Raw genomic sequence first — 16781 nt, 5'->3', positions numbered from 1 at the left:
ATGAGTGATCTAGCGAATAACATTGCCATAATTGAAGAGCCAGAAGAAACGCTCTCGATGAACCCCAGGAAGTTTATTCTCTGGTTGTTCATAGTAAGTATTATTATGCTTTTTGCGGCTATGACCAGTGCCTATCTGGTTCGCCGTGCTGAAGGGAACTGGATGGAATACACAATACCATCTGTTTTCTCGTATAGTTCAATTGTTTTAGTTATAAGCAGCCTGACCATGCATTGGGCTTATCTGGCTGCAAAAAAAGATAGCTTCAGCAGTCTGAAGACAGCGATAACTATTACTTTTGCACTTGGAGTTGCTTTTCTGTACATGCAGTTTCAGGGTTGGGTTGAGTTAGTCAATCAAAATGTATTTTTTGTTGGTAACCCGGCTGGCTCTTTCATGTATATATTTACGGGATTGCACGCATTCCACCTGATTTCGGGTCTGATCGTATTAATTTTTTCGCTGGTAGCAGCTTTCAGACTCCGGATTCACGCAAAGAGCTTAAATCAACTGGAAATTGCTGCTACTTACTGGCATTTTTTAGACGTTTTGTGGTTGTATTTGTTTTTCTTTTTAGTCTATTTTCATTGATAATCTTTTAGACGCATGGCGGCTACTGTAACCCACGATACCCTGACTACAGACTCGGATCAAATATTCGAAAAAAAGACCTGGATGGGTGGAGTTGAACCGATGAAAGTGAGCTACGGCAAGCTGATGATGTGGTTCTTTCTGATTTCCGATACGTTTACGTTCTCAGCTTTGCTGGTAACGTACGGTCTGATTCGATATAGCTACCCAGCCTGGGACCCAGCCATTTACGGGGAGGTCTTCAAGTTTTCGAATCTCTACTGGCCAACCCCCGAAAAGGTTTATAACTCATTACCGTTTCTACATGGACTTGATTTGCCGCTGATTTTTGTCGGTATCATGACCTTCATTCTCATCTTCAGTAGCGTTACAATGGTGCTTGCTGTTGAAGCAGGCCACCGGATGGATCGCGCAGATGTAGAAAAGTACATGTTATGGACAATTCTGGGCGGTCTGACCTTTTTAGGCAGTCAGGCCTGGGAGTGGAGCCACTTTATTCATGGGACCGAAACGGGTACGACCATCAGCGAACTTGTTAACGGACAAACTATCCAGCGTACAATTTTCGGAGCGAATCTGGTAGAGAATCAATATGGCCCTCCGGCTTTTGCCGACCTGTTCTTCTTTATTACCGGTTTCCACGGAACGCACGTATTTAGTGGTGTTGTACTGAATGTTCTGATCTTCTACCGGGCAGCCACGGGTCTTTATGATCGTCGCGGTCATTACGAAATGGTTGAAAAAGTTGGTCTGTACTGGCACTTTGTCGACCTGGTTTGGGTATTCGTTTTCACCTTCTTTTATCTGGTCTAATCATCTATTATCATGTCTGATCATTCACACGGAACCCATGAGGTTGGTGAAATTCCACCAGCAAATACAGGTGTTATCTGGCGCACATTTACCATTCTTTCCGTTATCACGGCATTTGAATTTACGCTGGCTTACTTTATGAAAGCCGGTGGTTTCAGAACGTCTATTTTCGTCTTGATGACGCTCGTGAAAGCATTTTACATCGTGGGTGAATTTATGCACCTGAAACACGAAGTGAAGAGCCTGATCTGGGCGATTGTCATTCCTGTGATTTTTATCATCTGGTTGCTTATTGCATTATTGACCGAAGGCGGTTCAATTTTTGAATTGCGTTAAGTTATGACGGCCACTCGAAAAGCCGGGATCCTGCTTGCTACGCTGCTGGTCCCGGCTTTGCTGTATTTATTCCTGCGGTTTGGGACCCAGAACCACTATGTACTGCCTCGCTATCTGCCTAAAATAGATTCTGCCAAAGGAGAACCTTTGATGGGAAAGGTGAAGCTGGCTGATGGGCGTGAGATCGTCGATACGATCTACAATCACATTCCGCCATTCAAGCTGATTGACCAGGACGGAAAATTTGTGGATCAATCCGTTGTGAAGGGCAAAATTTACGTTGCCGACTTCTTCTTTACGCGTTGCGGAACGATCTGCCCTAAGATATCATCTCAGCTAACTCGCGTTCAGGACATCTTCGTCAATAATCCGGACATTATTTTTTTATCGCATACCGTTGATCCTGAACATGATCGCCCGGAGCAGCTTAAAGCGTATGCCCGGAAATATGAGGCTATTCCAGGAAGATGGTATTTTCTAACGGGAAGTAAGGCTGAAATTTATGATCTGGCGATGCATGGCTACTATCTTCCAGCTGTCGATAAAGGCGTCAGGGAAGGCAAACCCGACGAAACTTTTATTCATAGTCAAAAGTTGGTATTAGTAGATAAACAGGGCATTGTCAGAGGATTTTATGACGGAACTGACAAAGAAGACGTCGACCGAATGGTCCTTGAAATTCGCGTATTGCTGGATATTTACGGCAAAGAATAACCTCACTTTATTATGGAAACGCTGCAGCCTCTTCAGGAGCAAAAAGCCAACCGGATTATTAACATCTTATCGTTAGCCATTCCGATTGCCGTAGCCGTACTTTTAGGAATTCGTCAGAAAGTTGATCTTGGTGATTGGACAACGTATTTACCGCATATCAACGGGATTATCAACTCTATGACCTCGGTATTGCTGCTTTTAGGTCTGTATTTCATTCGGCAAAAAAACGTTGAGGCCCACAAACGTACCATGTTGTCGGCTTTTACACTGGGTTCATTGTTTCTGGTGAGCTACGTGTTATACCATTTAACAAACGAATCGACGCCATTTGGGGGAGAAGGTTGGATACGGCCTGTTTATTACTTTTTGCTGATATCTCACATTGTCCTGTCTGTGGTGGTGGTCTGGTTTGTGTTGCGGGCAGTTTATTTTGCGCTGAGTGGCCAAATCCAAAAGCATAAACAGATTGTAAAATATACGTTTCCAATCTGGCTGTATGTCAGTATTACAGGAGTGATTGTCTATCTGATGATTAAGCCGTATTATATCCATTAACTCGGAAAAAACTATGAGAAGTTGGAAAGTGTGGTTCATTCTGGTTGTTCTGGTAGCCGTTACGCCAGATTTGATGGCACAGTGTGCTATGTGTCGTGGAACGGTCGAAAGCACGGTAAGCAACGGTCGTAGTATCGTCGCTTCAGAGTTGAATTTTGGTATTTTATATCTGTTAATGGTGCCCTACCTCATTGTTGCGTCAATCGGCTACTTGTGGTATCGAAATAGTAAGCGGGAGCATGAAAGACGTCTCGAAATTACAGGCCGCGTTAAACGGGCTTTGTCCCAGATGTAGAAAAGGGAAAATATTTAAAAGACCATTCTACTCGCCAAGAGGATTTGACGAGATGTATGAACACTGTCCGCACTGCGGCTTGCGCTACGAAGTTGAACCGGGCTATTTCATTGGTGCCATGTATGTAAGCTACGCCATATCGGGTGGAGTCGCTTTAGTCATTGGGTTTATGCTATTCTATTTTGCCGGTGATCCTGAAGGATGGGTTTATGCGGCAGTGGTAGCTCCGGTTATGGTGCTGATTGCGCCGATCAACTTCCGAATATCACGCGTTATCTGGTTGCATTATGTAGCGGGAATAAAATATGTAAAAGGGCTATAATAAGCGTTTTTAGCAGTAACAAAGAGGTACAAAACCTACAGAAGAAAATTCACGCTGTAAGTTTTGTACCTCTTTGTCATTTTTTTTAGTAGCCATGCAACCTGCTCTATACTATCTTGCATCTAGTCAGTGAACCTAAACAAACATGCTCCGACTTATACCGTTTTTTACGACCGAATCGCAGCTGATTGCTGCCTTGAAGCGTGGCGAAGGCCGTGCTCACAAGGTCGTTTATGAACGGTTTGCGGGTAAAATGCTGGCAGTATGCACACGCTACTGCGCTAACCGTGATGACGCCGAAGAAGTTATGTTAGATGGGTTTATGCGTGTGTTTGAAAAGATCAGCCAGTTTCGGGAGGATGGCAGTTTCGAGGGCTGGATTCGGCGAATCATGGTGACAGAATCGCTGATGTTTCTTCGGAAGAACAAACAATGGCGACAGGAGATACCCATTGAAGAGGTAACCGTTGAGCCCGACTATGAGTGGGCCGATACGGCTCTCAATGAAAATGAATTGTTGCGTATGGTCAATCAACTACCCGATGGCTACCGGACAATTTTTAACCTATACGCTATCGAAGGGTATGCGCACGCCGAAATTGCCGAGATGCTTGGCATTTCGGAGGGAACGTCGAAATCGCAGTTGAGCCGTGCCCGAACTATGTTGCAAGCGAATTTAAGAAAACTGGAACAGGAACCGGGACGCCGGGGACAGACCGAACACTATGAAAAAACATACCGAAAAGCCTCCAATTGATGACCTGTTTGCCAGAAAATTGGGTAATATGTCATTGTCGCCCGGCTCTGATGGCTTTGCGCGATTACAGGCACGTATGGGGCAACAAAAGCCGGAAGCTAAAGTCGTATTCTGGCGAAATCCTGCTGTTTATGGCTATACGGCAGCTGCCGCCTGTCTGGTATTGGTGTGCTTATTCGGCTGGCTTTATTGGCCATCAGGCAATGTAATGAAAGTAGGCGGGGCCGAAGTTGCCACGAATAAACCAGTTAAGGAACGTAAGCATAGGCAAACGATGCCGGTAAAGACTGGTCATTCGGAGAAGACTGTGCATGACGCAACTGTAGAGGAGCCATCGGTGATTGACAAGGTAAGTCGGCCAGCCGATACGGAGCAGCTGGTTGCAACTCATTCAGTCAGGGGTAATAGCACAGGGAAAGATCAAAGCAGCCGTAAGGTCAAGTCGGATAAAGTCAACGCTGAAATCGCGAAAACAGGAACAGACGAATCGGTTTTGGCGCAGATCAAACCCGTTGACAATAAAGCGAAAGAAGAAAATGCCGCGATAAGCACGGTTGCATCAGCGCAGCCAACGCTTACCGATCAACCAGTCATCGCTGCTGTAAAACCAGTACCAACATCAGAGCGTGGTCTGGTCGTAACGATTGCTGAACCTGAAGCACTCGTAGCGGCTCGTGAGGCTGCAAAATCGGCTGTTGAGGAGAAAGCGAAAGCGGTGGTAGCGACCAATGATAAGCCTGAAAAGGAAAATAAAGCTGGCCATCTCTGGCAGCAGGTAAAACGGTTTAAACAGGGTGAAGTCTTTGCCAGAGGTGACAATGGCGACAATGAAAGCGGTCTGCTTGGCCGGGCTTATAGCGGCCTAAAACATAGTATTGAAAAAGATAAATCAGCGAAACAATGAAAAGTGTGCTGAGACTAATTGCTTCGGCAATGTTACTTATAGCATCGTATAGCGTTCAGGCAGCTCCCGAACACCTGGCCGATTCGCTGGTGATCCGGTTTGCTAATCGTACCCGACTCGTCATTTATGCGCCGGACAAAGCCTCTATACAGGCACTTTCCAGCTATGATCTCAATAAAATTGTCCGTGAGATGAGCATGAAGCTCGATTCTGTGCCGGGCGGAGAAACGGCAATTTCTCAGGATGGTGGTCGGTATTTGAAGGATACTGTTTTGGTAGTTACGAAAAAGAAAGACGGCGTATCGATTGTAATAAACACCAGCGACACGACCAAATCTGATTCCATACGAAATCGACGGGATTATAAACGGTCTACAGTTAGGCGAGGTATCAACTCCTGGTCGCGGGGCATCGATTTTCAGATTGGCCTCAATACGTTTCTAAATCAGTCTGCGGTAGCTTCTTACCCAAGTGATTTATATTCCTTAAAACCCTTAGGTTCGCGTTATTTCGCTGTTGCTTTTTCGCAGCGGCCAACATTGATAAATGGTAAGCGGGCAAAATTTAGCCTGTACTACGCGCTTGAAGCGTCCTGGAACAACTACATGTTTGAAAATAATGTGGTGGCTCAGAAAGGAACATCGCAGGTTGAGTTCAATCCATATCCTGAGCAACTGAAAAAAAGCAAACTGACAACTTTTGCGCTGCAATTGCCGGTTGTGCCGCGTATAAGCTTCTATAACAGCTCAGGCCGCAAGGTTTTCCATCTGGGTGTGGGTGGATTTATTGGTTACCGACTGGACAGCTACACTAAGATCAAGCGCCAGAATAATGACAAAGAGCATGAACATTCCAATTTTTACCTGAATGATTTTCGCTACGGTTTAGTTGGGCATATAGGCATTGTTCGCACGAGTTTATTTGTTAAATATGACCTGAATCCGGTTTTCCAGGAAGGAAAAGGTCCAGATGTGCGTACATTGAGCTTTGGTATAACGTTTTAATGAGTCAGGAAACCGTTTCGATTATTGGTTGTGGATGGATAGGATTGCCTTTGGCTGAGCAACTGGTAAGGGCAGGTCACCACGTAAAAGGAAGCGCTACATCCGCTGAAAAGGTGATTTTATTGCGTCAGAAAGGAGTTGATGCCAGTCAGTTGCAGTTAAATCCTGAACCAGTTGGCGATCTTTCCACATTGCTTCAGGCTGATACCCTCCTTATTGATATACCGCCAAAAGCTGCTCGAATGGGTGATGGCTTTCACCCAGAGCAGATTCGGTATCTGGTGGATAGTATTCGACAATCACCGATAAAACATGTTATTTATGTAAGCTCAACGTCAGTTTATCCTGAACTGAACCGGGTTGTCACGGAAACGGATGTAACAGAACCCAAACAATCGTCAGCACCAGCTTTAGTTATGGCTGAGCTACTGGTAGAGGAACTTGAACCAGATCGGTCCGTAACGATTCTCCGCTGTGGAGGATTGATGGGCTATGACCGGATTCCGGGTAAATATATTGCCGGAAAAACAATAAATAGCGGGGCCGTTCCGGTTAATTACCTGCACCGCGACGATGCGGTTGGTATCTTAAACGCGTTAGTTCTGCAAAAGCCTGGTGGAGTTTTTAACGCCGTCGCTCCAGTACACCCTCCGCGAGAAGCAATCTACCGCAAAAGTTGTGCAGATTTTGGATATGCTCTGCCAACGTTTGTTGAGCCTCAGAAACCAGTCGATTACAAAATTATCAGCCCGGACAAATTGCTTAACGTCGTATCATACACTTTCCAGTATACTGATCCTTTGTTATTCTGGTATAAGGCATGAATCGGTTATGACCGCAGAATATGCCTGACCCGCGTCCGGAAGAACCCTCCCTGCGATTTGCGTTTAGGTGTTATGGCCCGGTTCAATGCCGCTAGAAATAGGAAATAGCCTTGCGCGTGCCACGCCCGAAAACGCTCACTGACTTGTGCATCATAACGGGGCAAGTAATCTAGCAACTGGTCGAGGTCAAATCGATCGGAAGCAATACCAACACCTGCCCGCTGTCCATCGATAGCGTTACAGGACTGCTCGAAGTGATTTGGTTGAGGAATCATGAGTGCGGGCTTACCCAGGTAAGCCGCTTCACATACCGACTCAAAACCTGCTGTTGTCACAATGGCCTTACAGCGCGACATAAAATCCAGAAACCGTTTTCCGTCAATCGCGTGGTAAGTCAGTGTATCATCAATCACTTCGTCAGGAACGCTCACACCCGAATGAAAACCGTCCAGCCTGACGTCAGGGTGTTGCTGATGTGCTTTCATCAGTTCAACTTTCAAACCGGGCTGTGTCACATAGGCCAATAGAAAATCGCCCATTGTTGGCTTCATATCGGTGATTTCCTGGCGGAGCAGTGGTGGCACGACACGAATACGCTGGCTTGGTTCATCGGCCTGTTTATCGAACGATAGCGCTAATAATTCATGCGCTCTGAAACAGGTTAGCCGCGTATTTAATTTGAACGCCTGCCGATAGAACCACTGGCCTTTGGGGCGCTGAAAATTTGAATGGAAGGCGAAATACTGATGAGCAATACAAACCATCGGCACCGAGGGGCGAAGGAATGCATAGGTTAAGCCTCCCAGCATCTCATAGAAATTGACAACTACGTCTGGTCGTTGTGTTTCAATAGTATCCTGTACCTGCTTCAGACTACGCCAGAAAGGGCGGGCGTATCGAATTGCCTGAATCGTTGTTTTACCTGGTTCGAGTTCATTCGTCCCCGCATTATAAACCAGTCCAGGACTGAATATTGGCGTAATTGGAGCCGTAAATTTCTCACTAAAAAACGCTGGAACACCTCTTTCGGCTGTTACGCCAACGAGCGCTCCTATGACTTCATGACCGGCTATATTCAGGATCTGCGCCAGTGATAGTGCCTGTGTTAAATGGCCTCGTCCTTCTCCCTGTACTAAAAATAAAACGCGCATGAGTATGATATTAATCGGCCTGAACACTCAGTACTGGATCAATTCTTCTTTTGATGCCATTCGTAAGGGTCTTTTCTTCCTCTTCCTCATCTACATCCGACGTGTAGTAGAGTAAACTCCAGTTACCATCATGATCTTCAACGAGGGCGCTAAGCGATTCGACCCAGTCGCCGGAGTTCATATAAATGATACCGTCGAAGTTGTGGATGGCTGGCTGGTGAATGTGTCCGCAGATAATGCCATCGCAGTTTCGTGCCCGAGCCAATTCGGTGAGTTTTTGTTCGTAATCGGAGATATAGCTGACAGCCTGTTTAATTCGTCCTTTAATCTGTTGGGAAAGAGAGTAATAGGGCAAGCCACGCCAGGAGCGATATTGATTATAAAATTTATTAACCCAAAGCAAAAATGTATAGCCCAGATCGCCCAGATAAGCCAGCCATTTCATTTGCGATGTAATGGAGTCAAAAACATCACCGTGAGTGACGTAAAACTTTTTGGTTCCGGAAGTGAGCGTGTAATCTTTGCGTATCGAAAAATTCTTACCCACTTTAAGTGGCATTATCTGGTCCAGAAAGTCATCATGATTACCGCGGAGGTAAATGACTTTCGTATCGTAGTGAACGATTTGCTTTAAAACCGTTTTAAAAAAAGCAGTATGTTTCTTTTTCCAGGTGCCATACTGTTTCAGTTGCCAGCCATCAATGATATCACCATTGAGAATAAGCTTCTGACAGGAGTAATTTCGCAGAAATTCGGTAGCCTCTTTAGCTTTCGATCCAGCGGTGCCAAGATGAATGTCAGAGAGCACGATTGTGCGAAACTGCGTACTTGATTTCATGGACGAATTTACCTTCCATGTATGAAGTAAGATTTATCCTAATGTTACCAAATTGCCAACATTAATGTCCTTATTGGATAGTTCTTTACATTGACTTAATACAATACGATAAATGGAGAATCCAGTGCTTATTTTCGGAGCCGGGAGCCTAGGCCTGACCGTTTTAGATCTATTCCAGCGCAATAACGTGGTCGTATACGGCCTTCTGGATGACAATAAAGAATTGCATGGCAAAGAATTCGGGGACGTGTCTGTATTAGGTGAAACCGACGACGATGGCTTTCTAAAGCTCATTGGCCAGAAATGCGAAGCGTTCGTTGCGATTGGTGACGGACGTGTTCGTAAACGGCTTGTCAAGATGCTGAACGAACGACGCAAAATTCAGCCCGTTAATGCCATTCATGAAAGCGCAGTTGTATCACGAATGGCAACAATTGGACACGGAAACCTGATTGCTGCCCGAGTCGTAATAAACCCATTTGCCAGCGTTGGCCAGCATTGTATCATTCAATCGGGGGCTATTATCGAGAGCCAGGCTAAACTTGGCGACTACGTTCAGGTCGGAACGGGGAGTATAATAAACAGCGGTGTGATCGTTGAAGAAGGGGCTTTTATTGGCACAGGAGCAACGATCATTGCCGGGGTGACCATCGGGAAGAATGCCCGCATTGGAGCGGGCTCAGTGGTCGTAGAGAACGTTGGGGCCAACACGACCGTATTCGGTAATCCGGCCAGTAAACTGTAGCAAGACTTAGTAGCCGGTCTGATGGCTCAGACCGGCTACTAAATGTAAATTAGTCTACTCGACGTACAGGACCTCATTAGCCAGAAAATCCTGATAGGTACGTTCTATTCCTTCGCGAAGCTCAGTTGTATGTTTCCAGCCCATTGCATGAAGCCGAGAAACATCCATAAGTTTACGTGGGGTGCCATCCGGTTTATCGGTATTCCAGCGTAAATCGCCTTCAAAGCCAACCGTTTCTTTGACCATTTCGGCCAGTTCACGAATGGTTACGTCTTCGCCCGTACCGATGTTCACAAACAGCTCGTCGTTGTAATGCTCCATCAGGTAAAAGCAAGCGTCGGCAAGGTCATCGGCATGGAGGAATTCACGTTTTGGTGAACCTGTGCCCCAAACTTCGACCGATGGCTGATCATTGATTTTGGCTTCGTGGAACTTACGAATCAGGGCTGGCAATACGTGCGATCCCTGTAAGTCGTAGTTATCATTAGGACCATATAGATTCGTTGGCATTGCCGAAATAAAATTACAGCCATACTGGCTTCTGTAAGCTTCACAGAGTTTAATACCTGTAATTTTGGCAATAGCATAAGGTTCATTGGTCGGTTCCAGAAAACCACTCAGTAAGTACTCTTCTTTGAGTGGTTGCGGAGCCATTTTTGGGTAGATACACGACGAACCCAGAAATAGCAACTTGGTAACCCCTGTTTCGTAGGCACTATGAATAATGTTCGACTCAATTAACAGGTTATCGTAAAGAAACTCAGCACGATAAATGTTATTGGCCATAATGCCCCCAACTTTGGCAGCTGCCAGAAACACAAAATCGGGCTTTTCTTCGGCGAAAAAACTGGCTACAGCCGCCTGATTTCGTAGATCTAATTGGGATGACGTGCGGGTAATTATATTTTCATACCCTTCGGCATGTAACTTGCGAACAATAGCTGAACCGACCATCCCCCGGTGTCCGGCAACGTAAATGCGAGCCTTTTTTTCCACGATCTTTGTTTATATACGAATGCCGGATAGTCCGGTAATGGATTTACAAAATAATACTATATAACCAAGCGTTGCAAACTTAACAAACTTAAGGCATCAATCGTTTGTCCTGATTATGTTCGTTTTATTATTTAAACGTTTTCTTGTTGTTGTCTTATTTTTTAAAATAGGAACATCATTTGCGCAGGTTCAAACCTCGCAACCGGCTTCATTGACAACGGCTACGAAACCAGTACTGGCTCCTTCAGGATCGTCAGGAACGTCGTTTTCGTCAGTCACTTCATCGCTGGGCCTGCCATCTATGTCTGCGCTGAAAGAGAAGAAAGAGGAATATCTATCTAAAATCAAAGGCGATAAAGAAGCACTGGTTTCTGATGCGATGCCTGACCTTGGCTTAAAAATAAAACAGTTAAAGAAGCTAAAGTCGGAGAAAAAAGACAAGAAAAAGGTAGCGAAAAATGAATACGAAGGCTTAACCATGATTAAAGCCTATACTAAAATTGGGAGTGGCGATCGGACAATTGTTGAGGAGTTTCACATTCTGAAAGATAATGATGCTGCCAAACCACTGCCCTATGTGCGCGATGTATACCGATATTATCAGCGGAGTGGCCGGGTTTCGAGTTCAATTATAAAGGACGAAGGCACTGGATTGTTATTGCATGGCCCCTATAAACGATACCAGAACGGCGATTTGATAGAAGAAGGGTACTATTACGCTGGCATGAAAGACGGCCGGTGGGAAAAATATGATTCCCACTTTATGCTTACCGATAAAAGTCGCTGGGATAAAGGCGTTCCGGCCGAGTCGAGAATAACATTTTACGACTCGACTCACAGGAAAGTGAAAGAAATTATACCAGTCGAGTATGGTAAAATTAAAGGTACCTACATGGCTTTTCACGAGAATGGGTTACTCGCTGAAGAAGGCAAATATGATAACGGTGTAAAAACGGGTCGCTGGACGGAGTTTTATCCAATTAGCCCAAGTGGACGCCGGATGCGCAAAAAGCTTACTCAATATGCCAGTGATCAGTGGGATACTGATTTTGAGCCGTATACAATCAGCGAGTGGGATGAAAAAGGAAAGGTAACCTTCGAACGTGCCAAGGAAAAAGTAATCCAGGAAGAAGAAACGGAAAATTAGCGGCTAGGTAGCTCTTACTTAAATACGCCTTTGGGGTCGGGGCGTTTGGCAAGCAGTTCGTTTAAAAAATTAAGATCCAGCACGGAAAGATCCAGGCTACGGGCCTGATGAAAATACTCCCAGGCCTTTTCGTAATCGGCTTTCAGGAAGTTCACTAAAGAAAGCTTCTGGAAAGATACCGCATTGGCTGGCCCGATCGCCAGTGACTTTTGCAGATTCTGTTCGGCTTCGATCAGAACATCCTGTTCGGCTTTTTCCTGGAACTGTTTAATCTGCACAGTTGCCAGATCGGTCATCAGCACGGTATTCGTATCTTCTACAGCTAAGCCTTTCTTAAGCATTCGAATGGCATCGGTGAGATTTTCTTTCTGGTAGCAAACGACACCCAGCCCCCAATAGGCATCCGCATTTCGGTCGTTGAGCAGCCAGGACAAATTGAAGCGATGGGCAGCCGTATCCAATTGACCACTGGTGATGTAGTCCCAGCCACGGGCAGCAAAAAAATCACTGGCCTCAGACCGACTGGCAAAATTTCGGTCACAATCGTTCAGAAAGTGAATTTCCTGATCGATCTGCACGGCTGTTTTAGCCCGTTCGCCGAAAAGAGGCAACGTATTCACATCGCCAGCTGCTTCTGACGTGGCATTATCCGTAGTAATTTCAGCTTTTGGATGCTGCCGTTCAGTTACAGTTGCTGTGCTGCTTACCGTACGGGCAGTATTTGGCCGCGCCGACGTTATAAGCTGTTTGGGCTGGGCCAACGATATAAATGGCACCATTACCAAACTCCACTGCACCAGATTCATCCGGACGTTCATACTAACTTACACACTGCTGGTATTACGGTAAAACGAATGGGGAATCCAAGTTAGTACATTGTTTTGATACTACCGACGGCCTCCCCGTGCCCCTGGCCGTTTTGTTCCACCCGTTGCTCCTCCTGATTTACGTACTGCTCCACCAGAACGTGGCCCTGCGGCTCGTGATGCGGGTTTCTTGGCACCCGTCATTTTAGATTTTGCTTTTAATCGGTCTTTCCCGCTAGGCGTATTTTTCCCTTTTTTTTCGTGGAAGGCGCCCAAAAAGGTTGGATCTTCTTTCCGGCGTTGCTCGTCAATTTCGCGCAACATGGCCTGCTGTTCATCGAAAGGCGTTTCAACAACCTCAACCAGACCGGGTAAGGGTTGCCGGGGAATGGTCATACGAATGATCTTTTCGATCTTCTGTATGTGATATTCCTCCGCAATTGTCATAAATGTGATAGCCTCACCGGTATGATTCGCGCGCCCGGTTCGTCCAATTCGGTGAACGTAATCTTCGTAAATAAGTGGAACATCGAAATTGATAACGTGACTTACTTCGATTACATCAATGCCCCTTGAAGCCACATCCGTGGCAACCAGCACCTGAATGTTTCCTTCTTTAAAGGCCTCCATCGAATTAATTCGCGTATTCTGGCCCTTATTGGCGTGAATGACCCGAATCTTATCAGTCTCGACCACTTTCCGTGCCAGAAACTTATAAATATTTTCAGCGGTAGTTTTTGAGCGGGCGAAGATGATAACCCGTTGAAAAGCATCTTTACTGATCAGATAATCAAGCAGATTGATCTTCGTCCGGAAGTTTGGTACTTCATAGAGTACCTGATTCACCATTTCGGCCGTTGAAGCTTGAGGAGTTACTTCTATCTTGATGGGTGCTTCCAGAAATTCAGACGAAAGCCGTTCTACACGCCCGCCGAATGTAGCTGAAAATAACAGGTTCTGGCGCTTTGTTGGTATCACTTCGAGAATGGATCGAATTTGGGGCATAAAGCCCATATCCATCATCTTGTCGGCTTCATCGAGAATCATTGTCCGAATGTCTTTCGTGACAATTTCACCCATCCGATACAGGTCCATAAAGCGACCAGGAGTTGCTACCAGCAAATCGACGCCTTTGCGAAGGGTCTCAATCTGGGTTTTAGGGCCAAGCCCGCCGTACAAGGCAAGGTGCCGCAAGTCGGTGTACTTTCCCAATTCGCTTACTGCTTCGTTGATCTGCATCACGAGTTCGCGGGTAGGGGCCAGAATGAGCGCACGCGGGACTGTACCTTGTGCATATTTTATTTTCATGAGCAGAGGTAACAGGTAAGCGGCTGTTTTGCCGGTACCTGTCTGCGCAATGCCCAATACATCATGATTGCCTAAACTCAGCGGAATGGTCTTCTGCTGAATGGGTGTTGGTTCTGTATAACCGAGGTCGGCAATCGCATTGAGCAACTGTCGGTTAAGCTCAAATTGCTCGAAAGACGTAATTTCCATGTAGTATAGCCAACAGCAAGGTGCTATCGGTGTTATGATCGTCAAACTAGTAAATGACGACGGTGTTGTTAACCAGCGCCTAGAGGCCGCTGGTGCGGAGACATGCAATTGAGTACGCTTAAAACTGATTTAACACACGCTCCACACCGCTAACGTATCCGGAGCCAAACAGATTCACATGGACCAGCAAAGGATAAAGATTATAGATAGCCACCCGGTCATTGAAGCCGTCCAGAAGTGGGAAAGCCTCGTCGTAGGCTTCGTAGAAACGTTGGGCAAATCCGCCAAATAATTTAGTAAAAGCCAACTCGGCCTCGCGGAAACCATAGTAGACCGATGGGTCAATCAAAGCAGGTTGACCCGTCTCGGTCACCATAACATTACCCGACCACAGATCGCCGTGAAGGAGAGCTGGGCGCTCATTAGGAATTAATTCGGGCAAACGAGCCTGCAATCGAAATAGAGCGTCATAGGCCGTTTTTGATAGTAAGCCTTTATACAACGCCAGACCGGCCTGTGGCAGCAGTCGTTGTTCGAAAAAGAAATCTGCCCCATTAGCCGTAAGTGTGTTAGTCTGGGGTAATGAGCCAATGTAGTTACTGAAATTTAAGCCGAATTTGGTCTGGGTATGGGAATGCATCACCGCCAATGCCTGACCCAGCGATTCCCAGTAATTGTTAGCGGGTGAGCCTGGATCGATGTATTCGAGAATTAGGTAGGATTTATCGAGCTGTTGACCATACCCAATAACCTGCGGTATGTGCAGGGCGTCAGTTTGGCGGAGCAAATCCAGGCCACGGGCTTCAGTCTCGAACATATCATGCTGGTCGGTATGATTCCATTTAATGAAAAAAACACCTTCCGAAGAAAATACCTGCGCAGCTGTATTGATATCACCCCCCGACAAAAATTGGGTTTCTATGACCTCTACCGGTTGGCCCAACGCCGAAAACAGAATGCTTTCAAAAAAGGAAAATTGTTCGTCACCCCAGAAATTCATGCTTACTTTCGGTTTCCGGTTAATGGTTTCAGGATTCAGTAGCGTATCAGTAAAAAAAACGGATACGCTACTGAATCCGGGCAATTACAACTATAAACTATTGATTATAAATCACAAACCTGTATGAACCCGCAGATTCAACATCTCTATGATATTGCTACAAAACCTGAACGTTGGATTATTGGTTTAATGTCTGGTACTTCGCTCGACGGACTCGATGTTGCTCTGTGCCGAATTTCAGGTAGTGGGCCCGCTACGGCTGTTGTGCTCGACCGCTTTACGACGGTATCCTATAACGACGATTTCAAAGAGGAGATTCGTACCATCTTTGCCAAACGTGAAATTGACTTCGAGCGGTTGTGTTTATTGAACCCTTATATCGGTCGGCTCCATGGTCGAATGATTCTTGATTGTCTGCACGAGTGGGAAATTGAACCAGATGCTGTCGATATTGTCGCCAGTCATGGCCAAACAGTTTATCATGCCCCCAAAAGTCAGCACCGGCACGATTCGTTTCCCAATGCCACGCTTCAGATCGGTGATGGAGATCATATAGCGGCCACTACGGGTATTATTACATTCAGCGATTTTCGACAGAAGCACGTAGCGATGGGGGGCGAAGGGGCGCCATTGGCTGTTTACGGCGATTATTTTATGTTCTCTAAAAAGGGTGAGAACCGAATCCTGCTCAACATGGGCGGTATTGCCAATTTTACCTACCTACCTGCTGATGAAGATGCCAGTAAAGTATTCACGACCGATACAGGGCCTGGTAATACGCTTCTGGATGCCTACGCCCGACGATTGTTGAATAATCCATACGATGAAGATGGTCAGCTTGCTGCCAGCGGTCAGGTGAACGACGCTTTACTCGATTCGCTCAAAAATAATCCGTTTTTCGACGCGCCTTTTCCTAAAACCACTGGCCCGGAAGTCTTCAATGTTGCTTACGTGGAAGAAGCACAGGCAAGAAGTCAGACGTCTGATCTGTCAGCTGCCGACCTGATGGCGACACTTGTTCAGTTTAGTGCCAATACGATTGCCAGCGCCATCCGGCGCGTTATACACGAAGACGAAACGCACATCTATATGAGTGGTGGCGGTATGCATAACCCGATACTAACCGGCGCGATCCAAAAGTTATTGCCGGGTTGCCTATTCGGCTCGACTAATGAGCTAGGCATCAATGGCGACGCTAAAGAAGCCGTGTTGTTTGCTGTATTGGCGAATGAGAGCCTTGCTGGGGGTACAACATCATTTGGCGACCGGCAGGGCGTGCCAACCATATCGATGGGCAAGGTGAGCTTCCCGAGGTGAATTCGTCTGTCTGAGTGGTGATGTCGGTTTCTAAAAACCGACACAGCGATGACGAAAACGGGCAATACGAATCCACCGTGGTGCAGCTATTTTCATATTGATCCGGTCCTGACGGAAAATCACTGGATAACCGCGTCACGGTGTCCCCATTTTGCATCAAATCTATCAA

20 protein-coding genes are annotated in these 16781 nt (G+C 46.1%); 14 read left to right on the top strand and 6 right to left on the bottom strand.

Annotated elements, in window-relative coordinates; all coding sequences use genetic code 11:
• The 11 genes from GJR95_RS27325 (at position 1) to GJR95_RS27275 (ending at position 7115) form a co-directional block, all read left to right on the top strand.
• Entirely contained in the window at positions 1–591 is a 591-nt protein-coding gene (locus GJR95_RS27325) for a cytochrome c oxidase subunit 3 (protein ID WP_162388875.1), read from the top strand.
• Positions 592–606: 15 nt separating this feature from the next.
• Entirely contained in the window at positions 607–1404 is a 798-nt protein-coding gene (locus GJR95_RS27320) for a cytochrome c oxidase subunit 3 (protein WP_162388874.1), read from the top strand.
• 12 nt (positions 1405–1416) lie between these two features.
• Positions 1417–1740 carry a cytochrome C oxidase subunit IV family protein gene (locus tag GJR95_RS27315; protein ID WP_162388873.1) on the top strand — a complete coding sequence of 108 codons (324 nt, stop codon included), beginning with the start codon at positions 1417–1419 and terminating at the stop codon, positions 1738–1740.
• Positions 1741–1743: 3 nt separating this feature from the next.
• The gene (locus GJR95_RS27310) at positions 1744–2454 is read left to right on the top strand and encodes an SCO family protein (RefSeq protein ID WP_162388872.1); all 711 of its coding nucleotides are present in this window, start codon (positions 1744–1746) and stop codon (positions 2452–2454) included.
• A 12-nt stretch (positions 2455–2466) separates the two neighbouring features.
• Positions 2467–3009: a DUF420 domain-containing protein gene (locus GJR95_RS27305; RefSeq protein WP_162388871.1), complete on the top strand. Its 543-nt coding sequence runs from the start codon at positions 2467–2469 to the stop codon at positions 3007–3009.
• Between the two features lie 13 nt (positions 3010–3022).
• Positions 3023–3304, top strand: coding sequence for a hypothetical protein (locus tag GJR95_RS27300; protein WP_162388870.1), 282 nt, complete (start codon positions 3023–3025; stop codon positions 3302–3304).
• A 52-nt stretch (positions 3305–3356) separates the two neighbouring features.
• Entirely contained in the window at positions 3357–3626 is a 270-nt protein-coding gene (locus tag GJR95_RS27295; protein ID WP_232540879.1) for a DUF983 domain-containing protein, read from the top strand.
• A gap of 145 nt (positions 3627–3771) precedes the next feature.
• Positions 3772–4383: an RNA polymerase sigma factor gene (locus GJR95_RS27290; protein WP_162388868.1), complete on the top strand. Its 612-nt coding sequence runs from the start codon at positions 3772–3774 to the stop codon at positions 4381–4383.
• Positions 4352–5287: a hypothetical protein gene (locus GJR95_RS27285; RefSeq protein WP_162388867.1), complete on the top strand. Its 936-nt coding sequence runs from the start codon at positions 4352–4354 to the stop codon at positions 5285–5287. The genes GJR95_RS27290 and GJR95_RS27285 overlap by 32 nt, the downstream gene beginning before the upstream one ends.
• 29 nt (positions 5288–5316) lie before the next feature.
• A complete protein-coding gene (locus GJR95_RS27280; protein WP_232540878.1) occupies positions 5317–6291 on the top strand; it encodes an outer membrane beta-barrel protein in 975 nt (324 codons plus the stop codon).
• Positions 6291–7115, top strand: a complete 825-nt coding sequence (locus tag GJR95_RS27275; RefSeq protein ID WP_162388865.1) for a Rossmann-fold NAD(P)-binding domain-containing protein — start codon at positions 6291–6293, stop codon at positions 7113–7115. Before GJR95_RS27280 ends, GJR95_RS27275 begins: the two co-directional genes overlap by 1 nt.
• 5 nt (positions 7116–7120) lie before the next feature.
• Here the strand turns inward: GJR95_RS27275 and GJR95_RS27270 are convergent, their stop codons facing one another.
• Together GJR95_RS27270 and GJR95_RS27265 are read right to left on the bottom strand one after the other, a co-directional pair.
• Complete coding sequence (locus tag GJR95_RS27270) at positions 7121–8266, bottom strand: glycosyltransferase family protein (RefSeq protein ID WP_162388864.1); 1146 nt, start codon at positions 8264–8266, stop codon at positions 7121–7123.
• A 10-nt stretch (positions 8267–8276) separates the two neighbouring features.
• Complete coding sequence (locus GJR95_RS27265; protein ID WP_162388863.1) at positions 8277–9104, bottom strand: UDP-2,3-diacylglucosamine diphosphatase; 828 nt, start codon at positions 9102–9104, stop codon at positions 8277–8279.
• 112 nt (positions 9105–9216) lie between these two features.
• Between GJR95_RS27265 and GJR95_RS27260 the strand changes: the two genes are divergently transcribed.
• Entirely contained in the window at positions 9217–9849 is a 633-nt protein-coding gene (locus tag GJR95_RS27260; RefSeq protein ID WP_162388862.1) for an acetyltransferase, read from the top strand.
• A gap of 54 nt (positions 9850–9903) precedes the next feature.
• Here the strand turns inward: GJR95_RS27260 and fcl are convergent, their stop codons facing one another.
• Positions 9904–10845 (bottom strand): GDP-L-fucose synthase, encoded by a 942-nt coding sequence (fcl, locus tag GJR95_RS27255; RefSeq protein ID WP_162388861.1) that lies wholly within the window; start codon positions 10843–10845, stop codon positions 9904–9906.
• A gap of 115 nt (positions 10846–10960) precedes the next feature.
• Here fcl and GJR95_RS27250 point away from each other — a divergent pair, with 115 nt between their 5' ends.
• The gene (locus tag GJR95_RS27250) at positions 10961–11992 is read left to right on the top strand and encodes a toxin-antitoxin system YwqK family antitoxin (protein WP_232540877.1); all 1032 of its coding nucleotides are present in this window, start codon (positions 10961–10963) and stop codon (positions 11990–11992) included.
• A 14-nt stretch (positions 11993–12006) separates the two neighbouring features.
• Here GJR95_RS27250 and GJR95_RS27245 read toward each other — a convergent pair whose 3' ends face one another.
• From GJR95_RS27245 to GJR95_RS27235, 3 genes are all read right to left on the bottom strand, one after another.
• Positions 12007–12810: a tetratricopeptide repeat protein gene (locus GJR95_RS27245; RefSeq protein WP_162388860.1), complete on the bottom strand. Its 804-nt coding sequence runs from the start codon at positions 12808–12810 to the stop codon at positions 12007–12009.
• Between the two features lie 69 nt (positions 12811–12879).
• Positions 12880–14295, bottom strand: a complete 1416-nt coding sequence (locus tag GJR95_RS27240; protein WP_162388859.1) for a DEAD/DEAH box helicase — start codon at positions 14293–14295, stop codon at positions 12880–12882.
• 118 nt (positions 14296–14413) lie between these two features.
• Entirely contained in the window at positions 14414–15295 is an 882-nt protein-coding gene (locus GJR95_RS27235) for a fructosamine kinase family protein (protein WP_162388858.1), read from the bottom strand.
• Positions 15296–15418: 123 nt separating this feature from the next.
• On the opposite strand from GJR95_RS27235, the gene GJR95_RS27230 reads away from it, so the two are divergent.
• The gene (locus GJR95_RS27230) at positions 15419–16612 is read left to right on the top strand and encodes an anhydro-N-acetylmuramic acid kinase (RefSeq protein ID WP_162388857.1); all 1194 of its coding nucleotides are present in this window, start codon (positions 15419–15421) and stop codon (positions 16610–16612) included.
• Positions 16613–16781 lie beyond the last annotated feature (169 nt).

The organism is Spirosoma endbachense (assembly GCF_010233585.1).
GTDB lineage: Bacteria > Bacteroidota > Bacteroidia > Cytophagales > Spirosomataceae > Spirosoma > Spirosoma endbachense.
This window is presented reverse-complemented; position numbering and strand designations above follow the sequence as displayed.